The 25834-nt window shown below is 64.7% G+C and carries 25 protein-coding genes; 12 read left to right on the top strand and 13 right to left on the bottom strand.

The window, feature by feature from the left end; genetic code table 11:
* Positions 1 to 96 precede the first annotated feature (96 nt).
* Complete coding sequence (locus tag ACWGPT_RS17085; RefSeq protein ID WP_452606831.1) at positions 97 to 546, top strand: nucleoside deaminase; 450 nt, start codon at positions 97 to 99, stop codon at positions 544 to 546.
* Between the two features lie 13 nt (positions 547 to 559).
* Here ACWGPT_RS17085 and ACWGPT_RS17080 read toward each other — a convergent pair whose 3' ends face one another.
* The 5 genes from ACWGPT_RS17080 to ACWGPT_RS17060 form a co-directional block, all read right to left on the bottom strand.
* Positions 560 to 1039, bottom strand: a complete 480-nt coding sequence (locus ACWGPT_RS17080) for an N-acetyltransferase family protein (RefSeq protein WP_452606830.1) — start codon at positions 1037 to 1039, stop codon at positions 560 to 562.
* Between the two features lie 65 nt (positions 1040 to 1104).
* Positions 1105 to 1728 carry a hypothetical protein gene (locus ACWGPT_RS17075; protein WP_452606829.1) on the bottom strand — a complete coding sequence of 208 codons (624 nt, stop codon included), beginning with the start codon at positions 1726 to 1728 and terminating at the stop codon, positions 1105 to 1107.
* Between the two features lie 137 nt (positions 1729 to 1865).
* Complete coding sequence (ileS, locus tag ACWGPT_RS17070; protein ID WP_452606828.1) at positions 1866 to 4859, bottom strand: isoleucine--tRNA ligase; 2994 nt, start codon at positions 4857 to 4859, stop codon at positions 1866 to 1868.
* Positions 4860 to 5090: 231 nt separating this feature from the next.
* Positions 5091 to 6074: a bifunctional riboflavin kinase/FAD synthetase gene (locus tag ACWGPT_RS17065; protein WP_452606827.1), complete on the bottom strand. Its 984-nt coding sequence runs from the start codon at positions 6072 to 6074 to the stop codon at positions 5091 to 5093.
* A gap of 10 nt (positions 6075 to 6084) precedes the next feature.
* Positions 6085 to 6933: a TIGR01459 family HAD-type hydrolase gene (locus tag ACWGPT_RS17060; RefSeq protein ID WP_452606826.1), complete on the bottom strand. Its 849-nt coding sequence runs from the start codon at positions 6931 to 6933 to the stop codon at positions 6085 to 6087.
* 245 nt (positions 6934 to 7178) lie between these two features.
* Between ACWGPT_RS17060 and groES the strand changes: the two genes are divergently transcribed.
* The 3 genes from groES to ACWGPT_RS17045 all read left to right on the top strand — a co-directional run bounded on the left by groES (position 7179) and on the right by ACWGPT_RS17045 (position 9846).
* The gene (gene groES / locus ACWGPT_RS17055) at positions 7179 to 7475 is read left to right on the top strand and encodes a co-chaperone GroES (protein ID WP_452606825.1); all 297 of its coding nucleotides are present in this window, start codon (positions 7179 to 7181) and stop codon (positions 7473 to 7475) included.
* A 58-nt stretch (positions 7476 to 7533) separates the two neighbouring features.
* Positions 7534 to 9174, top strand: coding sequence for a chaperonin GroEL (gene groL / locus ACWGPT_RS17050; protein ID WP_452606824.1), 1641 nt, complete (start codon positions 7534 to 7536; stop codon positions 9172 to 9174).
* Positions 9175 to 9393: 219 nt separating this feature from the next.
* Complete coding sequence (locus tag ACWGPT_RS17045; protein WP_452606823.1) at positions 9394 to 9846, top strand: DoxX family protein; 453 nt, start codon at positions 9394 to 9396, stop codon at positions 9844 to 9846.
* Positions 9847 to 9909: 63 nt separating this feature from the next.
* Here ACWGPT_RS17045 and ACWGPT_RS17040 read toward each other — a convergent pair whose 3' ends face one another.
* From ACWGPT_RS17040 to hisS, 4 genes are all read right to left on the bottom strand, one after another.
* Positions 9910 to 10512, bottom strand: a complete 603-nt coding sequence (locus tag ACWGPT_RS17040; protein WP_452606822.1) for a class I SAM-dependent DNA methyltransferase — start codon at positions 10510 to 10512, stop codon at positions 9910 to 9912.
* A 4-nt stretch (positions 10513 to 10516) separates the two neighbouring features.
* Positions 10517 to 11215 (bottom strand): ATP phosphoribosyltransferase, encoded by a 699-nt coding sequence (gene hisG / locus ACWGPT_RS17035; RefSeq protein ID WP_452606821.1) that lies wholly within the window; start codon positions 11213 to 11215, stop codon positions 10517 to 10519.
* Entirely contained in the window at positions 11215 to 12333 is a 1119-nt protein-coding gene (locus ACWGPT_RS17030) for an ATP phosphoribosyltransferase regulatory subunit (protein WP_452606958.1), read from the bottom strand. The genes hisG and ACWGPT_RS17030 overlap by 1 nt, the downstream gene beginning before the upstream one ends.
* Before the next feature lie 67 nt (positions 12334 to 12400).
* On the bottom strand, positions 12401 to 13951 hold the full coding sequence (gene hisS, locus ACWGPT_RS17025; RefSeq protein ID WP_452606820.1) for a histidine--tRNA ligase: 1551 nt from the start codon (positions 13949 to 13951) through the stop codon (positions 12401 to 12403).
* A gap of 125 nt (positions 13952 to 14076) precedes the next feature.
* Between hisS and ACWGPT_RS17020 the strand changes: the two genes are divergently transcribed.
* The 3 genes from ACWGPT_RS17020 (at position 14077) to ACWGPT_RS17010 (ending at position 16118) form a co-directional block, all read left to right on the top strand.
* The gene (locus ACWGPT_RS17020; protein WP_452606819.1) at positions 14077 to 14841 is read left to right on the top strand and encodes a hypothetical protein; all 765 of its coding nucleotides are present in this window, start codon (positions 14077 to 14079) and stop codon (positions 14839 to 14841) included.
* Between the two features lie 109 nt (positions 14842 to 14950).
* Positions 14951 to 15328, top strand: coding sequence for a CopM family metallochaperone (gene copM / locus ACWGPT_RS17015; RefSeq protein ID WP_452606818.1), 378 nt, complete (start codon positions 14951 to 14953; stop codon positions 15326 to 15328).
* A 79-nt stretch (positions 15329 to 15407) separates the two neighbouring features.
* Positions 15408 to 16118 carry an HAD family hydrolase gene (locus ACWGPT_RS17010; protein WP_452606817.1) on the top strand — a complete coding sequence of 237 codons (711 nt, stop codon included), beginning with the start codon at positions 15408 to 15410 and terminating at the stop codon, positions 16116 to 16118.
* Here the strand turns inward: ACWGPT_RS17010 and ACWGPT_RS17005 are convergent.
* Positions 16105 to 16734: a DNA-3-methyladenine glycosylase I gene (locus ACWGPT_RS17005; RefSeq protein WP_452606816.1), complete on the bottom strand. Its 630-nt coding sequence runs from the start codon at positions 16732 to 16734 to the stop codon at positions 16105 to 16107. The genes ACWGPT_RS17010 and ACWGPT_RS17005 overlap by 14 nt on opposite strands.
* Before the next feature lie 211 nt (positions 16735 to 16945).
* On the opposite strand from ACWGPT_RS17005, the gene ACWGPT_RS17000 reads away from it, so the two are divergent.
* From ACWGPT_RS17000 to ACWGPT_RS16990, 3 genes are all read left to right on the top strand, one after another.
* Positions 16946 to 17704 (top strand): L,D-transpeptidase, encoded by a 759-nt coding sequence (locus tag ACWGPT_RS17000; RefSeq protein WP_452606815.1) that lies wholly within the window; start codon positions 16946 to 16948, stop codon positions 17702 to 17704.
* Positions 17705 to 17858: 154 nt separating this feature from the next.
* On the top strand, positions 17859 to 18521 hold the full coding sequence (locus ACWGPT_RS16995; RefSeq protein WP_452606957.1) for a L,D-transpeptidase: 663 nt from the start codon (positions 17859 to 17861) through the stop codon (positions 18519 to 18521).
* A 141-nt stretch (positions 18522 to 18662) separates the two neighbouring features.
* Positions 18663 to 19388 (top strand): outer membrane protein, encoded by a 726-nt coding sequence (locus ACWGPT_RS16990; protein ID WP_452606814.1) that lies wholly within the window; start codon positions 18663 to 18665, stop codon positions 19386 to 19388.
* 47 nt (positions 19389 to 19435) lie between these two features.
* Here the strand turns inward: ACWGPT_RS16990 and glcF are convergent, their stop codons facing one another.
* From glcF to ACWGPT_RS16975, 3 genes are read right to left on the bottom strand one after another with little or no spacing between them, the layout of a single operon-like run.
* Complete coding sequence (gene glcF / locus ACWGPT_RS16985; protein WP_452606813.1) at positions 19436 to 20734, bottom strand: glycolate oxidase subunit GlcF; 1299 nt, start codon at positions 20732 to 20734, stop codon at positions 19436 to 19438.
* A gap of 3 nt (positions 20735 to 20737) precedes the next feature.
* Complete coding sequence (locus tag ACWGPT_RS16980) at positions 20738 to 21940, bottom strand: FAD-binding protein (RefSeq protein WP_452606812.1); 1203 nt, start codon at positions 21938 to 21940, stop codon at positions 20738 to 20740.
* The gene (locus tag ACWGPT_RS16975; RefSeq protein ID WP_452606811.1) at positions 21937 to 23376 is read right to left on the bottom strand and encodes an FAD-linked oxidase C-terminal domain-containing protein; all 1440 of its coding nucleotides are present in this window, start codon (positions 23374 to 23376) and stop codon (positions 21937 to 21939) included. The genes ACWGPT_RS16980 and ACWGPT_RS16975 overlap by 4 nt, the downstream gene beginning before the upstream one ends.
* A gap of 295 nt (positions 23377 to 23671) precedes the next feature.
* On the opposite strand from ACWGPT_RS16975, the gene ACWGPT_RS16970 reads away from it, so the two are divergent.
* Both ACWGPT_RS16970 and ACWGPT_RS16965 read left to right on the top strand, forming a co-directional pair.
* Positions 23672 to 24172 carry an NUDIX hydrolase gene (locus ACWGPT_RS16970; protein ID WP_452606810.1) on the top strand — a complete coding sequence of 167 codons (501 nt, stop codon included), beginning with the start codon at positions 23672 to 23674 and terminating at the stop codon, positions 24170 to 24172.
* A gap of 149 nt (positions 24173 to 24321) precedes the next feature.
* A complete protein-coding gene (locus ACWGPT_RS16965) occupies positions 24322 to 25827 on the top strand; it encodes an inorganic phosphate transporter (protein WP_452606809.1) in 1506 nt (501 codons plus the stop codon).
* The last annotated feature ends 7 nt before the right edge of the window (positions 25828 to 25834 follow it).

Raw genomic sequence — 25834 nt, 5'->3', positions numbered from 1 at the left:
TTGAGGTGCATCCCGGCTGCCCGCGCGACGCGGCGGGGCCCGTTTGATCGCTTCCTACCAGTTCAGGACTGCCGGGTTAAGAGGAAATCGCCGAGAATGGCCAAGAACGACAGTTTCATGGCGGAAGCGCTGAACGAGGCCGAGGAAGCCGGCAAAAGGGGCGAGATCCCCGTGGGGGCCGTGCTCGTCATGGACGGCAGAATCCTCGCCCGGTCCGGCAACCGGACACGGGTCGACCAGGATGTCACGGCCCATGCCGAGATCAACGTCATCCGCGAAGCCTCGCGGCTGCTCGGACAGGAAAGGCTTGCCGGTGCCGATCTCTACGTGACGCTCGAACCCTGCGCCATGTGCGCCGCGGCCATTTCCTTTGCCCGCGTCCGCAGGCTCTATTACGGCGCGGAAGACCCGAAGGGAGGCGGCGTGCATCACGGCGGCAGGTTCTATGCGCAGCCGACCTGCCATCATGCGCCGGAAGTCTATTCCGCGATCGGCGAACGACAATCCGCAGAACTCCTCAAGCGCTTCTTCCAGGAACGGCGGTGATCCGGGCCGGGCGTCAGCCCGCAGCGAAGGCCGCCAATTCGTCGCCCGCGAGCCGGTAGCGGATCCACTCGGCTTGCGGTGCCGCGCCGATGGCCTCGTAGACGCGGATCGCCGGCTCGTTCCAGTCCAGCACGCTCCATTCGAAGCGGCCACAGCCCCGATCCACCGCGATCCCTGCCAGATGGCGAAGGAGAAGGCGGCCCGCACCCGCGCCGCGATATCGCGGCGATACGTAGAGGTCTTCGAGGTAGAGGCCGTTGCGGGCCTGCCAGGTCGAGTAGCTGTAGAACCAGACGGCAAATCCCGCGGGACCATCCTCGGCTTCCAGTATTGCGGCCTGCGTCACCGCATCGGGGCCGAACATTGACGCCGCAAGACTTTCTTCCGTCGCCTGGACCTCATGCTCCGCCTTCTCGTATGCGGCAAGTTCGGTGATGAAGCGGAGGATGGTCCCGACATCGTCGGGGGTCGCGGGGCGGATCGTGAAATTCATGGAAGGGCCTCAAAAGATAAAGGCAGGCCCCGGGGCCTGCCTTCTAAATCGTCAGGAGGAAGGTCCTACTGGAAGGGTTTCCACCAGCTAGAGCCCTTCTTGGCCGTTTCGGCTTCCTTCTTGCGCCGGCGCTCCTTTTGGACCTCCGGCTCACCCAAATCCTCAAGCGTCGCGGAATCGACGGCGCGATACTGGACCGGCGGATCGGTCAGCGACCGGCGGGTCTGCGTCACGTCGGCATTGTTGACGTTCTGCTTGGCCTGACGGAAGGCTTCCCACTTTTCCGATTCCGTCATCTGCCCGGCCTTGCCCCTGCCGGCGAGAAGCGGCGAGCGATAGCGCGGATTACCTTCGTTGTCGGCTGCCTCCTGGCGGAGGCGCTGGCGGGTTTCCTCGGGGGATTCAACCCAGGCCGGATTGGTTTCGCGGCTGGCGAGAGATGCCTGAGGCGCCGGAAGGGATCTGTCCTGCGCCGTCACCACGAGGCCCGGGCGGGGATTGTACTTGACGTCGCGCTTCTGTTCCTCCGGACCCAGCGCGACGGCGGACGTGATGTCGTCGCCGAGCTGTTCCATGGCCGAGGTCCCGGTCCCGTAGGTGGGGCTGCTCACACAGCCGGAAAGCGCCAGCACACCCGCCATCAGACCGGTTATGCTCAATGCGGCGCGAAACCCATGCGACGTCTTCATCAAAACCCTTCCAGCAGCGCCCGTCCCTAGACGCCTTCAGATGTCCGTCAGTACCGCCTGGCCGAGAATTCCGGCCAATTTCGGGCAGGTGTACCGGATGACGCGGCGAAGCGCAATCATCCGGCGGCGAAAGCGGATCAGCCGAGACGGCCGAGGGCCGCAAGTTCCCGCAGGGCCGCGGCGTCGCGGGCGGAGACGTCGGGGTATTCCGGATCGGATCCGACATCCGTGGTGACGCGCCAGGAGCGCGCGCACTTGGTGCCCTCGGCAAGCTTCGGCTCGACCGCGACACCCGGCACTTCGGGAAGGCGGAAGGCCGCTTCCGGTCCCTCGCCTGCGACCACCCGAATGGCGGACGTGATGCAGATCTCCTCGAAGTCCTGGCCGTCCAGCGCCTTCATCAGTTCCGGATCGGAAACATGCACGACCGGTGCGGCTTCGAGCGACGAACCTATGCGCTTTTCCTTGCGCTCGATCTCCAGAGCACCGGTAACCACGGAGCGGACGCGGCGAACCCTCGACCACTTCTCCGCCAGCGCATCGTTGCGCCAGTCGGCCGGGACCTCGGGGAACTGCTCCAGATGGACCGACACGGCCCGCGGATTGCGCGACAGCCAGGCTTCCTCCGTGGTGAAGGGCAGCATCGGGGCGAGCCAGGTCACCATGCAGTCGAAGATCTGGCGGATGACGGCGAGCGCCGAGCGACGGCGTAGCGACGACGGCGCGTCGCAATAGAACGCGTCCTTGCGGATGTCGAAGTAGAAGGCCGACAGCTCGATGTTGGCGAAGTCGATGAGCGCGCGCGCGATCTTCTTGAAGTCGAAGGCGTCATAGCCTTCGCGCACCAGCCGGTCGAGTTCGGCCAGGCGATGCAGCATGAGCCTTTCGAGTTCGGGGAGGTCCGCATATGCGATCTCCTCGCCCTCGTCGTGGGCGAGCGTGCCGAGCATCCAGCGGATCGTGTTGCGCAGCTTGCGGTAGGCATCGACATTGGTCTGGATGATCGTCTTGCCGAGACGCTGGTCTTCCCAATAGTCGGTGGTCATGACCCAGAGGCGCAGGATATCGGCCCCGGCATCCTTCATGACGTCCTGGGGCGACACGACATTGCCCAGCGACTTCGACATCTTCTGCCCCTTCTCATCCATGGTGAAGCCATGGGTGATCACGGTGTCGTAGGGCGCACGGCCGCGGGTCGCAGCCGATTCCAGAAGCGAGGAGTGGAACCAGCCGCGATGCTGGTCGGAGCCTTCGAGATAGACGTCCGCCGGCCATTTCAGGTCCGGCCGGTCTTCCAGCGTGAACGTGTGGGTCGAACCCGAGTCGAACCAGACGTCGAGGATGTCGCGGACCTGCGTCCAGCCTTCGTTGGCGCGGGAGCCGAGGAAGCGCTCGCGGGCACCTTCGGCGAACCAGGCGTCCGCGCCTTCCTGCTCGAAGGCCTCGATGATGCGCGCGTTCACCGCCTCGTCCTGCAGGATTGTGCCGTCCTCGTCGACGAAGACGCAGATCGGCACGCCCCAGGCGCGCTGGCGCGACAATACCCAGTCCGGGCGCTGCTCGATCATCGCGCGCAGGCGGTTCTGGCCGGCGGCCGGCACGAAGCGCGTCTCGTCGATCGCCTTGAGGGCGCGCGAGCGGAGCGTCGTGTCGTCGCCGAGGTCCTTGTCCATGTAGACGAACCACTGCGGCGTGTTGCGGAAGATGACCGGCTTCTTCGACCGCCAGGAGTGCGGATAGGAGTGCTTCAGGCGCCCGCGGGCGAAGAGCATGTTCATTCCGATCAGAGCGTCGATCACCGCCTTGTTGGCATCACCCTTCTTGCCATTGTCGTCCATGACGCGGGCAGGACCGCCTTCGCGGTCAGGGCCGAAGCCGGGGGCATCCTTGGTGAAGAAGCCCGCATCGTCGACCGTGAAGGGGATGGTCGTGTCGATCCCCTTCGCCGAAAGTTCCTTTGCGGCAGCCGTCCATGCGTCGAAGTCCTCGCGGCCGTGTCCGGGTGCGGTATGAACGAAGCCGGTACCGGCATCGTCGGTGACGTGATCGCCGGGAAGGAGCGGCACCGGGAATTCATAGCCGCCGCCCAGTTGCCGCAGCGGGTGCCCGCAGATGATCGACGCCAGTTCCTCGGCGTCGACGTCGCGGATCTTGACGTACTCGACCTTGGCCTTCTTGAAGGACTCGTCCGCCAGCTTCTCGGCAAAGACCAGTTTCTCGCCGGGCCGCGGGCCGAAGTCGTTCTCGGCCGCCGTCACCTGATAGAGCGCGTATTGCACACGCGGCGAAAAGGCGATCGCCCGGTTGCCGGGGATCGTCCACGGCGTGGTCGTCCAGATCACGACGAATGCGCCCTGGAGGTCTCCGAGCACGCCGCCCTCGGCGTTCTGCGCAATCACAACCTGGCGCAGCGCCTCCCTCGTCCCGAGCGTGAAGCCCGGCTCGGCCTTGAGCATGATCGGGAACTTCACCCAGATCGTGTCGCTCTCGACGTCCGCATATTCAACCTCGGCCTCGGCAAGCGCGGTGCGCTCGACGACAGACCACATCACCGGCTTGGAGCCGCGATAAAGCTGGCCGGAGCGCGCGATCTTCAGGAGTTCGCCGGCGATCCGGGCCTCGGAGTGGAAGTTCATCGTCGTATAGGGATTATCGAAGTCGCCCTCGATGCCGAGGCGCTTGAACTCCTCCGACTGCACCTTGATCCAGTGCGCGGCAAAGTCGCGGCATTCCTGACGGAATTCGTTGACCGGGACCTCGTCCTTGTTCTTGCCCTTCTCGCGGTACTTCTCCTCGATCTTCCATTCGATCGGAAGGCCGTGGCAATCCCAGCCGGGAACGTAGTTGGAATCGTAGCCGCGCATCTGGAAGGAGCGGGTGATGACGTCCTTGAGGATCTTGTTCAGCGCATGGCCGATATGGATGTTGCCGTTGGCATAGGGCGGGCCGTCATGCAGGACGAACTTCTCGCGGCCGGCGGCGGAGGCGCGCAGCTTCTTGTAGAGGTCCATCTTCTGCCAGCGGGCGACGAATTCCGGCTCCTTCTGCGGCAGGCCGGCGCGCATCGGGAAGTCCGTTTCCGGCAGGTAGAGTGTCTTGGAGTAGTCGAGCTTTTCGGCAGTGTCGGTCATGGCTCAGGCAATCGTTCTGGCGCCGCAGGGCGCTTCGGGATGAGGATGAGGTGGCTAAGGCGCGTAAACAGGCGCCCGGATACCCGGACCTTCCCGGCGCCTGATGCTCAGGCGGCGCAGAAGGCCGGGCCGATAATTCGTATGAAGGGGACCGGCCGGTACGTTCTCATGGCACGCGTCTTTACGGGTTTTCGCCGGTGAAGGAAAGAGCGCTGTTCGAATAGCGCCCGGCTACCGGAAGGCGATCTTCGCGTCGAGTTCGCCAAGCGGCGTCACGCCCGCGAGAAGCGCCCTCGCCTCTTCCTCGTCGCGCTTCATCTGCTGCACCAGCGGCTCCAGCCCGTCGAACTTCAGTTCGTCGCGCAGGTGGCCGAAGAAGGAGACGGAGCACGTCTCGCCGTAGAGATCGCCGGAGAAGTCGAAGAGATAGGTTTCCAGCAGCGGGGCGCCGTTCTCCGTCACCGTCGGACGGCGGCCGTAGCTCGCGACCCCGTCGTAGAGCGTGCCGTCCGCACGGCGGAAACGTACGGCGTATATGCCGGGCTTCAGCTCCGTCTCGGGTGGCAGCGCCATGTTGGCGGTCGGAAAGCCGAGCGTGCGGCCGAGCTTCTGGCCGCCGATTACCTCGCCCTCGACCGTGAAGCGGTAGCCGAGGAGGCCCGCTGCCGCGGAAACGTCGCCCTGCGCCAGCAGCGCCCGGATGCGGCTCGAGGAGATGACCTCGCCGTTCTCGTCGCGGAAGGCATCGACCAGGGTTACGTCGAAGCCATGACGCTTGCCGGACGCCATCAGGAAGGCGGGTCCGCCCTCGCGGCCCTTGCCGAAGTGGAAATCGAAACCGGTGACCACTGCGCTGGCCTGCAGCCAGTCGACGAGGACGGTCTGGACGAATTCCTCGGCCGAGCGCTGCGAGAACTCCTTGTCGAACGGATATTCGATGACGCTGCGGAATCCCATGGCCTCCAGGAGCCGCGCCTTGAGGGGTGCCGGCGTCAGGCGGCAGACGGGACTGTCGGGGCGGAACACGGTCCGCGGATGCGGTTCGAAGGTCAGGACCAGCGCCGGAACCTGACGCTCCCGCGAAAGCTCCAGCGCGCGCTCGAGGACGCTCCTGTGACCGCGATGAACCCCGTCGTAATTGCCGATCGCCACGACCCCGCCCTTCAGGGCGTCGGGCAGAGGTTCCTTCTTCTCGTTGCGATGGAACACGGTCATCGGCGTTTTCCTAGGCGAGCCGCGGCATCCACCATTTCGGGGCGGCCCCTTCGCTCTTCAGCCATGCATTCATGACCGCCTCGTCGATCTGGCCGTTCACGGTGTATTCGCCCACATGGATTCCGGCGCTGATATAGAGGAGATCGAGCCCCTGGTTGATGGCGCCGCGGACATCCGTCGGCATGCCGTCGCCGATCGCCAGGACGCGCTCCTTCACGAGCTTCCCGCGAGCCTTGGCTGCGAAGGCGAGCGCCTCTTCATAGATCGGAGTATGGGGCTTGCCGGCGATGCGGGTCTTGCCGCCGAGATCCTCGTAATAGGCAGCAACCGCTCCCGCGCAGGGAATGATGCGGTGGCCCCGCTCGACGACCAGGTCGGGATTGGCGCAGATGAAGGGAACATCGCGCTTCTGGAAGGCGACGAGCATGTCGTGATAATCTTCGGGGACTTCCTTCTCGTCGTCGAAGAAACCAGTGCAGACGATGGCGTCCGCATCGTCGGCGCCGACGACCTCGACGTCGAGCCCGTCGAACAGCGGCATGTCGCGTTCGGGCCCGAGCAGGAAGACCTTCCTCGGCCCCTCGGCAATCAGCTGCCGCGTCACGTCGCCCGAGGTGACCATGCCGTCATAGGAATTGTCCGGAACCCCGAGTAGCCGAAGCTGCGAAATGACGCCGGGCGAGGGTCGCGGCGAATTGGTGATGAGCACCACCGTCACCCCTGCGGCACGCGCGTCGGCGAGAGCCTTGCAGGCATCGGGGAAGGCATCGACGCCGTTGTGAACCACGCCCCAGACGTCCGACAGGACGACATCGTAATCGCCGGTGATCTCGCTGAGACTGCTTATGCGCTTGGCCATGTCTTTTCCCGAACCGATACTGAACCGGCGCTGACATCGCAAAGCCTGTGCCCGATGGCAAGGAATTTCGAGCCTCGCGAGGTGCCAGGGTTCGCAGGAATATGGGAGATTTCGTTCTGCGCCGTTCTTGACTCCGGTCAAAGCCAAGCTTATCTCGACGCCAGTTAGCACTCCCCCTTAGCGAGTGCTAACGACCGATATGGGTCCGCTGACCCATCCATGTCATTTGATCGAGGGATAAGACAATGGCAAGCACCAATTTCCGCCCCCTGCACGACCGCGTCGTCGTTCGTCGCGTCGAGTCTGAAGAGAAGACCAAGGGTGGCATCATCATCCCGGACACCGCCAAGGAAAAGCCCCAGGAAGGCGAAATCGTCGCCGTTGGTCCCGGCGCACGTGACGACGACGGCGACCTGATCGCTCTCGACGTGAAGGTCGGCGACCGCGTCCTGTTCGGCAAGTGGTCCGGCACGGAAATCAAGCTCGATGGCGAAGACCTTCTGATCATGAAGGAATCCGACATCATGGGTATCATCGGCTGATTTTTTCAGTCTTCGCATTCCGAAATAACGCTGACACCCCTTTTCAGGAGTTCTCAAAATGGCAGCTAAAGAAGTAAAGTTCGGCCGTACCGCGCGCGAAAAGATGCTGCGCGGCGTCGACATCCTCGCTGATGCCGTCAAGGTAACGCTCGGCCCGAAGGGTCGTAACGTCGTCATCGACAAGTCCTTCGGCGCACCGCGCATCACCAAGGACGGCGTTTCCGTCGCCAAGGAAATCGAACTCGAAGACAAGTTCGAGAACATGGGCGCCCAGATGGTCCGCGAAGTCGCTTCGAAGACCAACGACATCGCCGGTGACGGCACCACCACCGCTACCGTCCTCGCCCAGGCCATCGTTCGCGAAGGCAACAAGGCTGTTGCGGCCGGCATGAACCCGATGGACCTGAAGCGTGGCATCGACCTCGCCGTCAAGGCCGTCGTCGCCGATCTCCAGGCCAAGGCCAAGAAGATCAACACTTCGGAAGAAGTTGCACAGGTTGGCACGATTTCCGCCAACGGCGAGCGCCAGATCGGCCTCGACATCGCGGAAGCCATGCAGAAGGTCGGCAACGAGGGTGTCATCACCGTCGAGGAAGCCAAGACCGCCGAGACCGAACTCGAAGTCGTCGAAGGCATGCAGTTCGACCGCGGCTACCTGTCGCCCTACTTCGTGACCAACCCGGAAAAGATGGTCGCCGATCTCGACGACCCCTATATCCTGCTGCACGAAAAGAAGCTCTCCAACCTGCAGGCAATGCTGCCGGTCCTGGAAGCCGTCGTACAGTCCGGCAAGCCGCTCCTCATCATCGCTGAAGACGTCGAAGGCGAAGCCCTCGCGACCCTCGTCGTCAACAAGCTGCGTGGCGGCCTCAAGATCGCTGCCGTCAAGGCTCCGGGCTTCGGCGACCGCCGCAAGGCCATGCTGGAAGACATCGCCATCCTGACGGGCGGCACTGTCATCTCCGAAGATCTCGGCATCAAGCTCGAGAATGTTACCCTCGACATGCTTGGCCGTTCCAAGAAGGTCTCGATCTCCAAGGAAAACACCACGATCGTCGACGGTGCAGGCCAGAAGGCCGACATCGAAGGTCGCGTTGCCCAGATCAAGGCCCAGATCGAGGAAACCACCTCCGACTACGACCGCGAGAAGCTCCAGGAACGCCTGGCCAAGCTCGCTGGCGGCGTTGCCGTGATCCGCGTCGGCGGCTCGACGGAAGTCGAAGTGAAGGAAAAGAAGGACCGCATCGACGACGCGCTCAACGCGACCCGCGCTGCCGTCCAGGAAGGCATCGTACCGGGCGGCGGCGTCGCCCTGCTGCGTGCTTCCCACCAGCTGTCGGTCAAGGGCGAGAATGCCGACCAGGAAGCTGGCATCAACATCGTTCGTCGCGCCCTGCAGGCTCCGGCCCGCCAGATCGCCGAGAACGCTGGTGACGAAGCTTCGATCGTCGTCGGCAAGATCCTTGAAGGCAACACCGACAACTTCGGCTACAACGCCCAGACCGGCGAGTATGGCGACATGATCGCCATGGGTATCGTCGATCCGGTCAAGGTCGTCCGTACCGCCCTTCAGGACGCAGCCTCGGTTGCCGGCCTCCTCGTCACGACGGAAGCCATGATCGCCGAACTGCCGAAGAAGGACGCTCCGGCCGGCATGCCTGGCGGCATGGGCGGCATGGGCGGAATGGACATGATGTAAGACCTCAGGGTCCTACATCCGAGCCATCCGGTTCAATCGGAAGGGCGGTCGCGAGACCGCCCTTTTCTCGTTGACGGATCAGGCAGAGTGACCATTGTTCAATATTAGACGACAATCTGTCGTCAATTGTTCAGCTTTCGGAAAAACGCAAAACGCGTCACATTCCCCTCCAGAATTCGATGCCTCGAAATCAGATCAACGCTTCTTCTGGAGAGCTCCATGCCCAACACCGCCACCACCAATCTTCTGCGTCTCGCCGCCCGCATCCTGCTGTCGGCGATGTTCATCCTGTCCGGCTATCCGAAGCTTCTCGATCCTGCGGGCACGGCCGGCATGATCGCCGGAGCAGGCCTACCGGCCGCCACCGCGCTCGCCTATCTCGCCGGCATTTTCGAACTACTGCTGGGGCTCTTCGTCCTGGTCGGGTTCCAGACGCGCATCTCGGCGGTGCTTCTGGCCGCATTCGCGGCCTTCACCGGGCTGGTCTTCCATTCCGGCGCCATCAACGTGCCTGACTTCCCGGCAGCCGCAAACGGCCTGCTGACCATGTTCAACGGCCTGATGATGATGAAGAACCTGACGATCGCCGGTGGTTTCCTGGCGCTTGCCGCAGCCGGAGCCGGCGCCTATTCGGTCGATGGCCGCCGCGGGTCCGTGGCAGTCGCCGCCTAGCCTCGGCAGCATTCCTCCCAAAAAGGGCGCGGGACCCCGGGGTCCGGCGCCTTTTTTGTTATCTCAGGGCTTCCGGCGGGCCAGCCAGACGGTCGCTCCGCCGCATCCCGCATCCTGGTCCATCTGCGCAACGAGCTCGAAACGGTTCTCCTCAAGGAGAGCCAGGTATTCCTGCCTCGAAAGGCTTGCATGGTAGAGCGGCTCGCCGCCGAATTCGCCCATCGCCACGCCTTCGAAGTGACCGGTGGTGAACATCAGGGGCGCACCCGGGGCGCAGAGATAGGCAAAGACCGGAAACATCCGGCGCTGGTCGTCCGGGTTGAGGTGGAAGAAGCTGTGCCAGGCAAGGACGCCGTCGAAACTGCGTCCCGGGGACAGCCGGCGCATGTCGCGGACGATCCATTGGTGATCGGGAAACCGGTCTTTCGCCAGGCCGACCAAGGTCGGGGAGCTGTCGACGCCCGTCAGGCGCAGGCCCCGGGCGATCAGGTGGCCGGCGATCGGTTCTCCCGCGCCGCAGCCAAGGTCCAGGACGGTACCATGTGCAGGAAGGAGAGCGGTGAAGCGGTCCAGCCAGGGCCTCTCGAAGAGGTTCCTGCCGCGCAGTTCATCGAACGCCTGCGCGTGCCGTTCATAGAGGCCGATGATGTTATCGTCCCCGGCCATCGGGTCAGGCGCCCTCGCCCCGGATTGCCTGCATGATCCGGGCGATGCGCGGATCATGCTCGTGTTCGGCCTTGCGGGCCCGGACGAGGCAGGCCTCGCTCTTCAGGATCACCCCATCGCCCAGCACCTTGAGATGGTTCGCCCGCAGCGTCGAGCCGGTGGAGGTGATGTCGACGATGATATCCGCCTGGCCGGCGGCCGGCGCACCTTCGGTCGCCCCGAGGCTTTCGACGATGCGGTAGAGCTGGATGCCGTGCTGTCGCGAGAAAAACTGCTGTGTCAGCCGCCAGTATTTCGTCGCGATCGCGAGGCGCCGTCCGTGGCGGGTGCGGAAGTCGGCGGCGACGTCGCCCAGGTCTTCCATCGTCTCCACGTCCAGCCAGATCTCCGGCACCGCGACGACGACATCCGCCTGGCCGAAACCGAGGCGGCTGCAGAATTCGACCTTCGTGTCCACGTCGGCCATGCCCTCGCGCACGAGGTCTTCGCCGGTGACACCGAAATCGACCGTGCCGGCCGCCAGTTCCCGGGCGATTTCCGATGCGGAGAGATAGGCCACCTCGACGCCGTCCATGCCGTCTATCCGGCCGCGGTATGAGCGGTCGTTGCCGACGGCGGAAATGGTCAGCCCGGCGCGAGCGAAGGCGGCGGCCGTATCGTCCTTGATGCGCCCCTTGGAGGGCAGTGCGATGGTGATCGTCATCAGAGGCCCCTCGCCTGCTCGATCCGGTCGAGCCAAAGAGCAAAACCCACCGCCGGGATGTGATCCCTTGCGCCGAGCAGAGTGAGCAGCCGGTCGAAGCGGCCGCCACCGGCGAGTACGGCAGGCGATCCCGCCACCGTCACTTCGTAGACAAGGCCCGTGTAGTAATCGAGGGGACGGCCGAAGGCGGCGCGATAGGTCATGCCGGAAAGATCGAGGCCGCTTCCGGCAAGCGCGGCAAGCCGCGCGTTGAAGCGGTCGAGCGCCGGGTCGAGATCGAGCCCTGCCGCATCGGCGAAGCCTGCCAGGGCCGAGGATGCGTCGGCAAGCGGCAGTCGGAGCGTCAGGAATTCCCGCAGCAGAAGCAGCGCCCCGCCATCGAGCCTGGTTTCGGCAAGCGTCAGCTTGTCCTTCAGGCGCCGGGCGATCTCGAGCGGTGACCGGCTGGCATTGGTGGAATAGCCTGTTTCCTGCATGGTGCGGTCGATCCGCGCCACGAGTTCCTCTTCCCTGTCTGCGAGGAGGAGGGCGGCGATCTCCGGATCGAGGCCAGCGACGGGCTGCGGCCTTGCGAGCCGGTCGAGAAGCGCTTCCAGGTGCGCGATGTCGCCGAAGGCATGGATCAGCCGCTTCTGCCAGCCGAGCGGAAGGCCGAGCGCCCTGACCACGGCTTCGAAAACGGCCTGGTCGCCGAGCGTCACCGCAAGCGCGCGGCCGGGAACGAGGCGGGAAAGGATGCCGACCGCGTCACCGATGGCGCGGGCATCGGCAGCCGCCGTATCGCGTTCGCCGAGATCCTCGATGCCGGCCTGATAGAATTCATGCGACCCTTCGCGGCGCTGGCGGAAGACCTCGCCGAGATAGGAATAGCGCTTCGGGGTGCCGGTGGCGGTCTCGATGTGGCGCAGGCACACGGGGATGGTGAATTCCGGGCGAAGGCAGAGGCTTGCGCCCGTCTCGCTCTCCGTCAGGAAGATGCGGCGGCGCAGGTCCTCGCCGGCCATGTCCAGAAAGGGCTCGGCAGGCTGGATGACCGGCGTGCTGACGCGCGTCGTGCCGCGCGCATCGAATTCGGCCAGCAGGCTGTCAGCGAAATCGGGCATGTCGGTCAGCGGCATGGCCGTACTACCCCTCCCCGTCGCTTCGCTGCGACCCTCCCCGTTGCGGGAAGGGTTGGAGAGGCGATCAGACATCCTTCGCCCGCCTGCGGTCCTCGGCCTGAGCGGCCAGGATTTCCTTCACCTTGGCGACCAGTTCCGCTTCCGGCACGACCTCCTGGGCCACGCGCGCCTCGCGCCAGGTGGCATTGTCCTCGATCTCCCCAGAGAGGCGCTTGCCTTCGATGAGGTCCTTGATCTGCACGACGCCCTCTGCCCGCTCGTCGCCGCCCTGGATGATGGCGATCGGCGAGCCGCGGCGGTCGGCGTATTTCAGCTGGTTGCCGAACTTCTTCCAGTTGCCCTGGTACATTTCGGCGCGGATGCCGGCGGCACGAAGCTCCTGGGTGAAACGCTGGTAGCGGCCCATGCTTTCCACGTCGCCATCCATGACGGTGACGAGGATGGGCCCGAGGACCTCGTCCTGGCCGAGCTTGCCGAGGTTCTTCAGCGCCGTCATCAGGCGCGAGACGCCGATCGAGAAGCCGGTCGCCGGGACCGGCTGGCCCATGAAGCGGGAGACGAGCCCGTCATAGCGCCCGCCACCGCCGACCGAGCCGAAGACGACCTTCTCGCCCTTCTCGTTGGTGACGTTGAAGGTCAGTTCGGCCTCGAAGACGGGGCCGGTATAATATTCGAGGCCGCGGACGACGGAGGGGTCGATCTTGATGCGGGTCTCATCGTAGTCAGCGGCGCGAACCAAATCGTTGATCAGCAAAAGCTCATCTGCGCCATTAGTTGCCACGCCGTATTCTTCGAGGCGGTCTCTTAGATTGAAAAGTGTCAACCTATCGCTCACCGAGCTGTCCGGACCGCTGCCTCTCTCTCCCCAGCCAAGCGTGTTGAGCAATCGCATGATCTGGATATCGTCAAGGCCGGCCCCTTTGGTGAAGTCACCACTTTCGTCTTTACGGCCTGGGCCTAGTAAGAGCTGAACCCCCTTCAACCCGAACTTGTCCATTTTATCGAGTGCCCGTAGAACCGTCAGGCGCTGCCCCGCCTTTTCTTCACCAGCCAAACCGACAGCATCCAACACTGCGTCGAGCACCTTGCGGTTGTTCACCCGGATCACGTAGTCGCCGCGCTGGATGCCGAGCGCTTCCATCGTGTCAGCCATCATCATGCACATCTCGGCATCCGCCTGTACGCCCGCCGCGCCGACCGTATCGGCGTCGAACTGCATGAACTGGCGGAAGCGACCGGGGCCCGGCTTCTCGTTGCGGAAGACGTAGCCGGCGCGATAGGTGCGGAAGGGCAGCTGGATCTCGTTGAAGTTCTCCGCGACATGACGGGCAAGCGGCGCCGTCAGGTCGTAGCGCAGCGACATCCACTGGTCGTCGTCGTCCTGCAGCGAGAAGACGCCCTCGTTGGGACGGTCGCTGTCGGGCAGGAACTTGCCGAGCGCATCGGTATATTCGAAGAGCGGCGTCTCGACGGGGTCAAAGCCGTAGCGCTCGTAGACCTCGCGGATCTTCTGGATCATCTCGTTGGTGGCATGGATATCGGCGGCCGAGCGATCGACGAAGCCGCGCGGCAGGCGGGCCTTCAACTTCTGGGATTTCTGTTTCTTGTCGCTCATGATCGGATGTCCATTGCCGGCGGCCCGCGGGGCCTGAATTCGTGAGCGGTTTCTTAGAGGATGGAGGCCGGAGCGGCAAGGGCGGGCGGCTGGCGAAGGCCGCCGCAATTTGGTAACGCCGCCGGATGATTGCCGAAGCCATGCAGTATGCCGCGACCTACGCGGTCACTCCGGGGGAATTTCGCCCGTTCATCAATTCCTCCGTCAGCCTCTGGTCCCGTGCGACACGGTGCGCGTCCGCGTGGCGGCCCCATGAGGAAAACTGCCTGCGCTTCGTCTCCGAGACCATCGATGGTCTTCGCCAGCGGCGAACGGCCGTGGTGCTGGGGTCGGGGCTCGTTCGCGACGTGCCCGTGGAAGCCCTCGCCCGCGCCTTCGACACCGTCGTGCTGGTCGACCTCGTGCATCTTTCGAGCGTGCGGCTCTGGCTGACGGCGAAGCGGCTCGGGAACGTCCGGCTCGTCCATCGCGACCTTTCGGGACTTCAGGACGCGCTTGCCGGCAAGCGCCCGGAACCCCTCTCCTTCCTGCGCCAGGTCCCCTATCTCGACCTGGTGGTCTCGGCGAACCTCCTGTCGCAGATCGGCGTCGGTGCGGAACGCAGCCTCGAACAGGGAGGTACCGCCGCGCATTCGGAGATCGTGCCTGAACTGATCGCGGCGCATCTGCGCGGGCTGCGCGACCTCCCCTGCGCGACCGTGCTGATGACCGATATATCCTACCGGGTTCTCGGGCGCTCCGGCGAGGTGCAGGCTTCCGCCGATCTCATGCACGGGGTGTCACTGGCGGATGTCGACGCGCGGTGGCCCTGGCCGGTCGTGCCGTTCGGGGAGGAAAGCAGCGACTATCGGATCGTCCACGAGGTCGTCGCGCGGCGGGTCCTGCGATAGATAATGGCAATGCCGCAATTCCGGCGCAGCACATCTGCATGAAGCGCACGGGGAAGAGGGGCATCACCCGGCCGCTCGGCTCACCGTAGAGAAACCGAAAGGAAGAACCATGCCAGCGAGACATCTTCTTGCCACATCCGCCCTCGCGCTTCTGCTCGTCGGACCGGCGACGGCGCAGGATACGCACGATCACCACCAGGGACATGCCGCGGCGACGGACGCTTCCACCGACAATCCGGTGGCCAAGGCCTACGAAGAGGCCAATCGCAAGATGCACGAGGACATGGCGATCGACTATAGCGGCGACGCCGACGTCGACTTCGTGCGCAGCATGATCCCGCATCACCAGGGTGCGATCGACATGGCAAAGATCCAGCTGGAGCACGGCAGGGATCCCGAGATGCGCAAGCTCGCCGAAGAGGTGATCAAGGCGCAGGACGCGGAGATCGCCGAGATGCGCAAGTGGCTGGAAGATCGCGGCCACTGACCTCGCGGGCGGCAATATCCCGGCCGGGCAGGCGTCCTTGCCCGGCTCTTCCCGCCGGTCCATATGAAGGACGGGAGGATTGATCATGCGCCCCATCACCGCCATCGGCTTCGACGCCGACGACACGCTCTGGCAGAACGAGCAGTATTACCGCCTGACGGAAGAGCACTTCGCGGGCCTTCTCGGCGACTATGCCGAGGGCACGCATGTCTCCGAACGCCTGCTGGAGGCGGAAAAACGCAACCTCGAGCACTACGGCTTCGGCATCAAGGGCTTCACCCTATCGATGATCGAGACGGCCATCGAGGTCACCGACGGCAATGTGCCGGCAAAGACCATTTCGGAAATTCTCGACATCGGCCGCGAGTTGCTGCGCCACCCGGTCGAGGCGCTGCCGCATGCGGAGGAAACGCTTCGCGCGTTGAACGGCGAATATCTCCTGGTGCTGATCAGCAAGGGCGACCTCTTCGACCAGGAGCGCAAGCTGGCGCAATCCGGGCTCGGCGACCTGTTCGATGCGGTCGAGATCGTCAGCGAGAAGAGCGCCACCACCTACCGCCGGATCTTCACCAAGGTCGCCGACGGGCCGGACCGGGCGATGATGGTCGGCAATTCCCTGAAGTCGGACATCGTTCCGGCGATAGCCGCCGGCAGCTACGGGGTCTTCGTGCCGCACGAACTGACCTGGGTGGTGGAGCATGTGGAGCCGCCGCGCGACGCGCCGCGGTTCCGGCAGATCGAACACCTGGGGCAGTTGCAGGACGTGCTGTCGACGATCACGGACGAATGAGGGCGGCCCGCAGCCGATCCACCTCCGGCTGGCAGAAGCAGCCGGCGAGATGGTCGTTCACGAGCCCCATGGCCTGCATGAAGGCATAGACGGTGGTGGGGCCGACGAAGGTCCAGCCGCGCTTCTTCAGTTCCTTCGAGAGCCGGACCGAAGTCGGGGTCGTGGGGTTCGCCCGCAGCGTCGCATAATCCATCACAGCCGGGCGCTCGGCGGCGGTCGGTTCGAAGCTCCAGAAGAACCTGGCGAGCGAGCCGAATTCCTCGCGCAGCTCCACCGCGCGGCGCGCGTTGTTGATGGTCGAGACGATCTTGCCGCGGTGGCGGATGATGCCCGCATCGGCCAGCAACCGCTCGACATCCGCCTCGTCGAAGCCCGCCACCTTGCCGTAGTCGAAGCCCGCGAAGGCGGCCCGGAAATTCTCCCGCTTGCGAAGGATGGTCAGCCAGGAGAGGCCCGACTGGAACCCTTCCAGGCAGATCTTCTCGAAGAGTCGGAAGTCGTCCGTCATCGGGCGGCCCCACTCCTCGTCGTGATAGCGGCGATAGTCCTCGATCCCTCCATGCCAGGAGCAGCGGGACAGCCCGTCTTCGCCGATGATGATGCCTGTCTTTTCCATTCCCGCCCCTCGTTAACGACCGTTCCGGCACTTTCAGCCTTGGTCAACCATGTCCCCGAACCCGCCGGTAACCCTGCCGAACGGTTTATGGCCCGTGCCGCATTTGATTGGCTACCCGTTTACATTTCCCTCGTTCTCCGTTGGCAGCGTGATGGGCAGCAGCGGGGGCAGAATTGCCCCTTTCGGTGCATGGTAGCGAGTGGATCCGACGATGAACAAGATGCTTCTGCTGGCCCTTGGCCTTCTTCCCGTCTTTGCCGGCATGGCGCAGGCCAGCGATCGCTACCGCGAGCGGCCGCCGGTCATCGTCAGTCCCGATCTCGCCGCGCCCTGGCTCATGCAGCTCGGTCACGGCAATGTGCGCCCCGTCGTCCATCCGGCGCGCCCGGCAAAGCCGCGCGGCATCTTCCAGCCGAGAGCGCCGCGGGAGGTCCAGCGCCGCGTCCAGCCGGCCCGCCAGGGGATCGTCCAGCCGGCGAGCGTGCGGCCCGAACGGGTCGTTCGCAGTCAGATCGAGCCGCAGTTCCTGCCGCAGACGGTGGCCTATGATACCAAGCACGCCGCAGGCACGATCATCATCGACACGAACAACCGCTTTCTTTACCTGGTAACGGGCAAGGGACAGGCGCGCCGCTACGGCGTGGGCGTCGGCAAGCCGGGCTTCGAATGGGCGGGAACCCACAAGATCACCCGGAAGGCCGAGTGGCCGCGCTGGACGCCGCCGAAGGAAATGATTGCCCGCGAGGCCGCCAAGGGCCATTTCCTGCCCGCCAGCATGGAGGGGGGCCCGGCCAATCCGCTCGGCGCGCGGGCCATGTATCTGGGCTCGACGCTTTACCGCATCCATGGAACCAACGCTCCCTGGTCCATCGGCAGCGCCGTTTCCTCCGGATGCATCCGCATGCGCAACGAGGACGTCGTCGACCTCTACGAGCGGGTGTCGGTCGGAACGAAGGTGATCGTCATCTGAAAATTGTGGCCGCTTCGCAACGGCCGCCCCGCTTTCTCGTCTCGCCTGCACGTTGAGTAGCCTTCGTGCGCTTGCCGTCCGTCCCGTGCCGGGACATCTTGCCCCCAATGCATAAGCAGGGGGACAAGAGGGTCATATGAAAGCGAGAATGATGATGGTCGTCGCCAGCCTGATGGCGGCGATGATGGCGAGCGAGGCACCGGCGCAGAGTTCGGGAGCACGACCGGCGACGACGGCGAGCGACGCGGCACCCGCGGTGCGCAATCGCGCCGTTCCGGAGAAGTACAAGCGCCGCATGGTGCGCTTCTCCACCAATGAGGCCCCGGGCACGATCATCGTCGATACCCACAACAAGTTCCTCTACTACGTGGAAGGCAAGAACCGGGCGACCCGCTACGGCATCGGCGTCGGCCGGGAAGGCTTCGGCTGGTCGGGCGTGGTAAAGGTCGGCAGCAAGGCGGAATGGCCCTCCTGGACGCCGCCTGCGGAAATGCGCCGCCGCGAGGCCGCTCGGGGCCATGTCCTGCCCGCCGTGCAGAAGGGCGGCCCGGACAATCCGCTCGGGGCGCGCGCCCTCTATCTCTACAAGGGCGGTCACGACACGATCTTCCGCATCCACGGCACCAACCAGCCCTGGTCGATCGGCCTCAACCTGTCGTCCGGCTGCATCCGGATGATGAACAAGGATGTCGAGCACCTTTATTCGCGGGCGCCCATCGACACCAAGGTGATCGTCATCGGCCCCGGCAACAAGCATGGCGACGTCGCTTTCGAGGACCGCGGCATCGACATCCTGCGGACGCTCTTCGGCGGCTGACTTCGAGGGGACGACCGGTCCCCTCGCCTCCCATGCATGCCCGGCAAGGCAAAGTTCCCCGTCGTGGTGCACAAATGCCACAGACGATCACTACTCTGCCGCGTAAGAATGGAATCGAGAAAACAACTGATTTGGGGCCCCATGCGCACTCTCGCCTCCCTCACCTTGCTGTCGTCCGCCCTCGCTCTGGGATTTGCCACCGCGTCGCCGCTGCAGGCGGCGGACCTCGAACCGATCGAGCGCCCGCTAGAGGCAACCGTTGCTCCCGCGAGCACGGGCGGCTTCGAATTCTCCGTCTACGGCGGCTATCAGACCTCTCCGCACAGCGACGTGGACGTCTCCGACGGGCCCGACTTCACGGCGGAGTGGGACGGCAAGTCCTTCGCCTCGCCGCCCTACTGGGGCGTGCGCGGCACCTACTGGTTCGATGGCGGCCAGCTGTCCAACCTGGGCATCTCGCTCGATTTCACCCACGCCAAGGTATACGCGGACGATGACACCCTGACCGAGGCCGGTTGGGACCGCTTCGAAATGACGGACGGCATCAACCTGCTCACCGTCAACGCGCTGTATCGCTTCCCGATCGAAGGCAGCCGGTTCACGCCCTATGTCGGCGTCGGCGCCGGTATCAACGTGCCGCATATCGAAGTGACCCGGCCTTCCGGGACCACGGCGGAATACCAGCTCGGCGGCGCGACGCTCCAGGCGCAGGCCGGCGTGAAGTTCGACATCACGGACCGCTGGGCAGCCTTCGTCGAATACAAGGGCAACTATTCCTGGATCGACGTCGATATCGACAATGGCGCCTCGCTGAAGACCGAACTCTTCACCAATGCCGTCAACGTGGGTATCTCGCTCAAGTTCTGATCTCCGGTTGGAGACGCGCATCGAAAGCCGGCCTCGCGCCGGCTTTTTCATGCAAGCCTTACCGGCTTCGGGCCGCCATAGGCCCAGTCGAGAAGCTCGACCGTGTGCAGGACGGGCAAGGCCGTGCCGATGCGTATCTGGGTCATGCAGCCGATATTTCCGGTGGCGACGACATCCGGCCGCGTCGCCTCGATGTTTCGCACCTTGCGCGCCTTGAGCTGCTCGGAAATCTCCGGCTGCAGGATGTTGTATGTTCCGGCGGAACCGCAGCACAGATGACCTTCGGCCGGCTCGCGGACCTTGAAGCCCGCCTTCGTAAGCAGCGCCTTGGGAAGCATGGTGATCTTCTGGCCGTGCTGCATGGAACAGGCGGAGTGATAGGCAACCGTCAGCCCCCGCGGTTCCTGAACGGGGAGTTCGAGGGTCGCCAGATATTCGGTGACGTCCTTCGCCAGCGCCGAGACGCGCGCGGCCTTTTCCGCATATTCTGGGTCGAGCCGCAGCATGTGGCCGTAATCCTTGATGGTGGTGCCGCATCCGGACGCGGTGATGACGATGGCGTCCAGCCCCCCGCCGTCGATTTCCCGGGTCCAGACGTCGACGTTGCGGCGCGCGAAGGCGAGCGCAGGCTCTTCCTTGCCCATGTGGTGGACGAGAGCGCCACAGCAGCCCTCTCCCTCCGGCACGACCACCTCGACGCCAAACCGTGTCAGAAGCCGGATCGTCGCCTCGTTGATGCCGCCGTCCAGGACCGGCTGCGCGCAGCCGGTGAGAATCGCGACGCGCCCGCGGCGCTCGATCTGCGGCTCATGGCTGGCCGGACCTGCGGAGCCGGTGGAGGCCAGCCTGCCCCGTGGCGCAAGTTCGAGCATGGCCGCGAGGGGCCGCAGGGGCTTCAGCGCCCTTGCCAGCGGCGCTAGCGGACGTCCGAGACGCGCCAGGGCCAGCGCCGCGCGGAACCGTCGCGGATAGGGAAGCACCGCCGCCAGCATGTTGCGGATGACCCTGTCCATCAGGGGGCGCCGGTAGGTGTTCTCGATATGGACCCGGGCGTGGTCGACCAGGTGCATGTAGTCCACCCCCGAAGGGCAGGTCGTGACGCAGGCAAGGCAGGAGAGGCAGCGGTCGATATGGGTGACGACCTCGGCATCCGCCGGGCGGCCGTTTTCCAGCATGTCCTTGATGAGGTAGATGCGGCCGCGGGGACTGTCGAGCTCGTTGCCGAGCGTCACGTAGGTGGGACAGGTGGCGGTGCAGAAGCCGCAATGGACGCAACGGCGGAGGATCTTTTCAGATTCCGCCACATGCGGGTTCGCGAGCTGTTCGGCCGTGAAGTTCGTCTGCAAGTCTCAGGCTCCTGCCATCTTGCCCGGGCCGAAGATACCGGCGGGATCGAGCTTTTTCTTGATGCGCGCCGAAAGCGCGGCAACGGCGTCGGCTTCCGGCTCGAACGAGGGCGTCTTGGCGCGCAACTGATCCGGCGCGCGCATCAGCGTCGCATGCCCACCCCCGAGCGCCTTGATATAGCGCCGGAGGAGCGGCGCTTCAGGATCTGCCTCCATCTGCATCCACACAAGCCCGCCCTGCCAGTCGTAGAAGGCATCCACTCCTGCTCCGAGGCGGAGGGCGGCCACGAGCTGGTGGCCGGCCGAGGGCGCGACGGAAACCCGCCAGAGCGGTTTGTTGCGATTCCCCGCATAGGGCGCCACGTCGCGGATCTCCTGCCACAGGGACGCGCTTTCCGTTGGTCCAAGCCTCGACACGCTGCCGAACGCCGCCATGGTCGCGGCGAGCTTTTCGGCGCGGACGGCGACGGAGGCCTCCAGGCCCTCCAGCCTGAGGACGGTCGCCTCGCCTTCGGGGAGGCTGCCGGCCAGGAAACGGCCCTTGACGCTCTGCGGCAGGTGGGCGGCGCCGGAGACTTCCACCGGCATGGCCATGGCGGTCGCCATCGCCCGCGCCGCAACGGCATCGTCAAGCCCCGAGACCACGATGGTCGCCATGGTCTGCGGGACCGGCAGGACGCGGAAGGTCACCTCGGTGATAAAGCCCAGCGTCCCCTGCGATCCGGCGAGCAGCTTGACGAGATCGAGCCCCGTGACGTTCTTCATCACCCGCCCGCCCGCGCGGATGATCTCGCCGCTGCCATTGACGAAGCGCAGGCCGAGCAGGCTGTCGCGGGCGGCACCGGCGACGAAGCGGCGGGGTCCCGACACATTGGCGGCAAAGACGCCGCCGATCGTCGGCTCGCCCGAGGTTCCCATGATGCCGCGGTGGTCCATCGGTTCGAAGGGCATCATCTGGCGATTGGCCGAGAGTGCTGACTCGATCTCGGAAACCGGGGTTCCGCTTCTCGCGGTCATGACCATTTCGGCCGGCACGTAATCGACGATGCCCGACAGCCCCCGCGAACTCAGCGTCTCGTGCGCGACAACCGCATTGCCGAAGCCGCTGCGGGTATTGCCGCCGCAAAGCTCCAGGGTCGAGCCGCTGGCGGCGGCATTGCGGATGACATAGGCGGCGTCGGATTCATTATGGGGTATGAAGGTCATGCGGCCGGACGCCCCTCCAGCGGGAACACTTTCGACGGGTTGAGGAGCCAGCCCGCATCGAAGGCCGACCGGACCGCCATCTGCTGGTTGAGGTCGGCCTCTGAATACTGGTGGAGCATGAGGTCACGCTTCTCGATGCCGACGCCATGCTCGCCGGTCAGGCAACCGCCGGCATCGACGCAGAGCTTGAGGATCTCGTTGCCCGCCTCCTCGGCGCGGGCGGCATCCTCGGGATCGTTGGCGTTGAACAGGATCAGCGGGTGCATGTTGCCGTCACCGGCGTGGAAGACGTTGGCGACCCTCAGCCCGAAGCGCTCGACGATCTCCGACGTCTTCTCCAGCACGTAGGACAGCTTGCCGAGCGGCACCGTCCCGTCCATGCAGATATAGTCGGCAATGCGCCCGGTCGCCCCGAATGCGGACTTGCGCCCCTTCCAGATAAGCGCCGCCTCCGTGGCGCTCTGGCTTTCGCGCACCGTCCTGACGCCGTGGCGGCCGGCGATCTCGACGATGCTCTTGAGCATTGCCTCCATCTCGGCCTCGGATCCCTCGACCTCGACGATCAGCAGCGCACCGACGTCCAGCGGATAGCCTGCATGCGCGAAAGCCTCGCAGATCTCGATCGCCGGCTTGTCCATGAACTCGATCGCGACCGGGATGATGCCGGACCCGATGATATCCGCGACACAGGCGCCCGCCTGCTCGGAGGTATCGAAACCGAAGAGGACGGGACGCGCGCCTTCCGGCTTGGCGATCAGCCTCACCGTTGCTTCCGTCACGATGCCGAGCTGGCCTTCGGAGCCGCAGACCAGCCCGAGCAGGTCATAGCCGGCCGCATCGAGGTGCTTGCCGCCGAGTTCGATGACGGTGCCGTCTACCAGCACCATCTTCACGCCGAGCAGGTTGTTGGTGGTGACGCCGTATTTCAGGCAGTGGGCGCCGCCCGAGTTCATTCCGATATTGCCGCCGATCGTGCAGGCGAGCTGCGAGCTCGGGTCGGGGGCGTAGAAGAAACCCTGCGGGCTCACGGCATCGGAAATGCTCAGATTGGTCACGCCCGCCTGGACGGTTGCCGTGCGATTGGCGGGATCGACCTCGAGGATCCGCGACATCTTGGAAAGCCCGAGCACGACTGCGTCTTCCTGCGGGATAGCGCCGCCGGAGAGCGAGGTGCCGGCACCTCGGGGGACGACCGGGACGCCATAGCGGTGGCAGTATTTCATCACCGCGGCCACCTGCTCCGTCGTCCTCGGCAGGGCGACGGCGAGAGGCAGACGCCGGTAGGAGACGAATGCGTCCGTCTCGAAGGGAACGAGTTCCCGCGGTTCGTGCACCAGACATTCCGGCGGCAGCAGATCCGCGAGATCGGCGATGATCGTCGTCCGCCGCGACAGGACTGCCTGGCGTGGTTCGAGAAACTTTATGGCATCGGACATGGTATCTCCTCCAGCCTTTATGCGCGTCATAGCAGCTAGGATGGCGACATACCAAGACGCGTTAGCATGAAGCTCGACTGCCCCGGGCACCATCGGGCCTGCCGGAACCCATTTTTTATGGTGATTTTATGCTTCCGGTCGCAGTCAATCGCTGCACAAGCCTCAGATAAGCACTATATTTCAAGACCAAAATAAAACGACTCACTTCTGCCGCACAGCCATGCGATCCGCGGGCTCGCCAGGCAGCCGAAAGACCGGCCGCAAGACACCATGGGAGTATAGGAGGATTACCCTGTTGCAACTTCTGAACCGCCTGAAGAATGACGTCGGCCTGATGTTGCGGCGACCGCCGAAGCAGCAATATGCCGCACTCTGCTATCGGGCGAAGAAGAAGCAGGGGACATGCGAGATCCTCCTCCTCACCAGCCGCGATACCGGACGGTGGGTTATCCCCAAGGGTTGGCCCATGCCGGGGAAGAAGGCGCATGCGGTCGCGGAGCGGGAGGCCTTCGAGGAAGCCGGCGCCAGGGGCAAGGTCGCCAAGGAACCGCTCGGCTTCTACCACTACCGGAAATCTCTGCAGACGGGGCTCAAGATCCCGGTGCGGGTTCAGGTGCACGCACTGGAAGTCGAGGAGATGGCGCGAAACTTTCCCGAGAAGGGAAGCCGGCGTCTTGAGTGGGTCTCGCCGGTAGAGGCTGCGTCACGGGTCAACGAACCGGAACTCAAGGAACTCCTGCTGAACTTCGGCGAAAGGCTGCAACAACCGCCGCTGAAATCGGTCGTCGGTGCCTGAGGCATACTGTCACCAAACCGTCATATTGCTTTGAGGTCACAATCCCGCTAGGCGAAGCCCATCGTTGCCGGCAGCAAGCATGTCCTGACGGCCGATGAATAGTGATCGCGGCATGAATGCCGCGAACCTCCCTGGCCGAAGGAACCGTCATGGCACAGCAGACCCCGCGCCTCGTCAAACAGACGCTGGACAAAGACCTCGACAAGATCAGTTCGGTCGAAGCTGCAACGCACTCCGTCTCCCGGCGTCTTGCGGGTCCCGGAATTGGACTGATCTTCCTGGTGGCAGCAATGATGTTCGCGGCGGTGGCCGTGATCGACAGGCCGGGTGCGGTCGTCGTCATCGCCGCAGCCGCTGTCGGCGCCTACATGGCGCTGAACATCGGCGCCAACGACGTGACGAACAATGTCGGGCCCGCGGTCGGCGCCAAGGCGATGTCCATGGGCGTCGCCCTCTTCATCGCCGCGGTGTTCGAGACCGCCGGCGCGATGATCGCAGGCGGCGACGTCGTCGAGACGATCTCCAAGGGCATTATCGACCCGGCCCAGTTCGAAAACGCCGACATGTTCATCTGGACGATGATGGCGGCGCTGCTGTCGTCTGCCCTGTGGGTCAATCTTGCGACCTGGATCGGCGCACCCGTCTCGACGACCCATGCGGTGGTGGGCGGCGTCGTCGGCGCCGGCGTCGCTGCGGCGGGCGTGGGATCGGTGGACTGGACGCAGATGAGCGGGATCGCCGCCAGTTGGGTCATATCCCCTTTGATGGGCGGCGTCGTGGCGGCGGGCTTCCTGGCCTTCATCAAGGAATTCATCATCTACCGCCATGACAAGATCGCCGCGGCGCGCCGTTGGGTCCCGGTTCTCATCGCTGTCATGGTCGGCGCCTTTTCCGCCTATCTGGCGCTCAAGGGACTTCGCCAGCTCGTCCACGTCTCCCTGCTGAACGCCTGCCTCGTCGGGCTGGTCGCGGGCGCCGCAGCCTGGGCATCCAGCGTGCCGCTGATCCGCCGCCAGTCGCGCGGCCTCGAGAACCGCAACCAGTCGCTGCGCAAGCTCTTCCAGCTGCCGCTGATCTTCGCGGCGGCACTGCTGTCGTTTGCTCACGGCGCCAATGACGTCGCCAATGCGATCGGTCCGCTTTCCGCCATCGTCTCGGTCGCGCAGGGGAGCAGCGTCTCGGGAGCGGTCAGCATCCCGCTGTGGGTTATGGTCATCGGCGCCTTCGGCATTTCCGTCGGGCTTCTCCTCTTCGGACCGCGCCTGATCCGGCTCGTCGGCGAGCAGATCACCAAGCTCAATCCGATGCGGGCATTCTGCGTGTCGCTCTCGGCCGCGCTGACCGTCATCATCGCCTCCTGGCTCGGCTTGCCGGTAAGCTCCACGCACATCGCTGTCGGGGCGGTCTTCGGGGTCGGCTTCTTCCGCGAGTGGTATACCCGCAACTCCAAGCGCCGCGTCGAGTACATGAGGATGAAGGCGGACAAGTGGGAAATCGAGGAGCGCGCCGAGCGCAACGCCGAAGAACTGCGCCGCCGCTATCTCGTCCGTCGCTCGCACTTCATGACCATCGTCGCGGCCTGGGTCATCACCGTTCCCGCCGCAGGTGGCCTTGCAGCCATTCTCTATCTGGCTATGTCTTCGTTCTTCCTCTGAGGGGTGA

It is taken from the genome of Pseudorhizobium sp. NPDC055634 (assembly GCF_053618655.1).
Note: the sequence above shows the minus strand (reverse complement) of the source record. Positions and strands in the feature narration are given on the sequence as shown.

Excerpts from the sequence above, each read along its gene's own strand:
- ACWGPT_RS17085 (WP_452606831.1), top strand. The coding sequence starts at position 97 with ATGGCCAAGAACGACAGTTTCATGGCGGAAGCGCTGAACGAGGCCGAG.
- ACWGPT_RS17080 (WP_452606830.1), bottom strand. The coding sequence starts at position 1,039 with ATGAATTTCACGATCCGCCCCGCGACCCCCGACGATGTCGGGACCATC.
- ACWGPT_RS17075 (WP_452606829.1), bottom strand. The coding sequence starts at position 1,728 with ATGAAGACGTCGCATGGGTTTCGCGCCGCATTGAGCATAACCGGTCTG.
- ileS (WP_452606828.1), bottom strand. The coding sequence starts at position 4,859 with ATGACCGACACTGCCGAAAAGCTCGACTACTCCAAGACACTCTACCTG.
- ACWGPT_RS17065 (WP_452606827.1), bottom strand. The coding sequence starts at position 6,074 with ATGACCGTGTTCCATCGCAACGAGAAGAAGGAACCTCTGCCCGACGCC.
- ACWGPT_RS17060 (WP_452606826.1), bottom strand. The coding sequence starts at position 6,933 with ATGGCCAAGCGCATAAGCAGTCTCAGCGAGATCACCGGCGATTACGAT.
- groES (WP_452606825.1), top strand. The coding sequence starts at position 7,179 with ATGGCAAGCACCAATTTCCGCCCCCTGCACGACCGCGTCGTCGTTCGT.
- groL (WP_452606824.1), top strand. The coding sequence starts at position 7,534 with ATGGCAGCTAAAGAAGTAAAGTTCGGCCGTACCGCGCGCGAAAAGATG.
- ACWGPT_RS17045 (WP_452606823.1), top strand. The coding sequence starts at position 9,394 with ATGCCCAACACCGCCACCACCAATCTTCTGCGTCTCGCCGCCCGCATC.
- ACWGPT_RS17040 (WP_452606822.1), bottom strand. The coding sequence starts at position 10,512 with ATGGCCGGGGACGATAACATCATCGGCCTCTATGAACGGCACGCGCAG.
- hisG (WP_452606821.1), bottom strand. The coding sequence starts at position 11,215 with ATGACGATCACCATCGCACTGCCCTCCAAGGGGCGCATCAAGGACGAT.
- ACWGPT_RS17030 (WP_452606958.1), bottom strand. The coding sequence starts at position 12,333 with ATGCCGCTGACCGACATGCCCGATTTCGCTGACAGCCTGCTGGCCGAA.
- hisS (WP_452606820.1), bottom strand. The coding sequence starts at position 13,951 with ATGAGCGACAAGAAACAGAAATCCCAGAAGTTGAAGGCCCGCCTGCCG.
- ACWGPT_RS17020 (WP_452606819.1), top strand. The coding sequence starts at position 14,077 with ATGATTGCCGAAGCCATGCAGTATGCCGCGACCTACGCGGTCACTCCG.
- copM (WP_452606818.1), top strand. The coding sequence starts at position 14,951 with ATGCCAGCGAGACATCTTCTTGCCACATCCGCCCTCGCGCTTCTGCTC.
- ACWGPT_RS17005 (WP_452606816.1), bottom strand. The coding sequence starts at position 16,734 with ATGGAAAAGACAGGCATCATCATCGGCGAAGACGGGCTGTCCCGCTGC.
- ACWGPT_RS17000 (WP_452606815.1), top strand. The coding sequence starts at position 16,946 with ATGAACAAGATGCTTCTGCTGGCCCTTGGCCTTCTTCCCGTCTTTGCC.
- ACWGPT_RS16995 (WP_452606957.1), top strand. The coding sequence starts at position 17,859 with ATGGTCGTCGCCAGCCTGATGGCGGCGATGATGGCGAGCGAGGCACCG.
- ACWGPT_RS16990 (WP_452606814.1), top strand. The coding sequence starts at position 18,663 with ATGCGCACTCTCGCCTCCCTCACCTTGCTGTCGTCCGCCCTCGCTCTG.
- ACWGPT_RS16980 (WP_452606812.1), bottom strand. The coding sequence starts at position 21,940 with ATGACCTTCATACCCCATAATGAATCCGACGCCGCCTATGTCATCCGC.
- ACWGPT_RS16975 (WP_452606811.1), bottom strand. The coding sequence starts at position 23,376 with ATGTCCGATGCCATAAAGTTTCTCGAACCACGCCAGGCAGTCCTGTCG.
- ACWGPT_RS16965 (WP_452606809.1), top strand. The coding sequence starts at position 24,322 with ATGGCACAGCAGACCCCGCGCCTCGTCAAACAGACGCTGGACAAAGAC.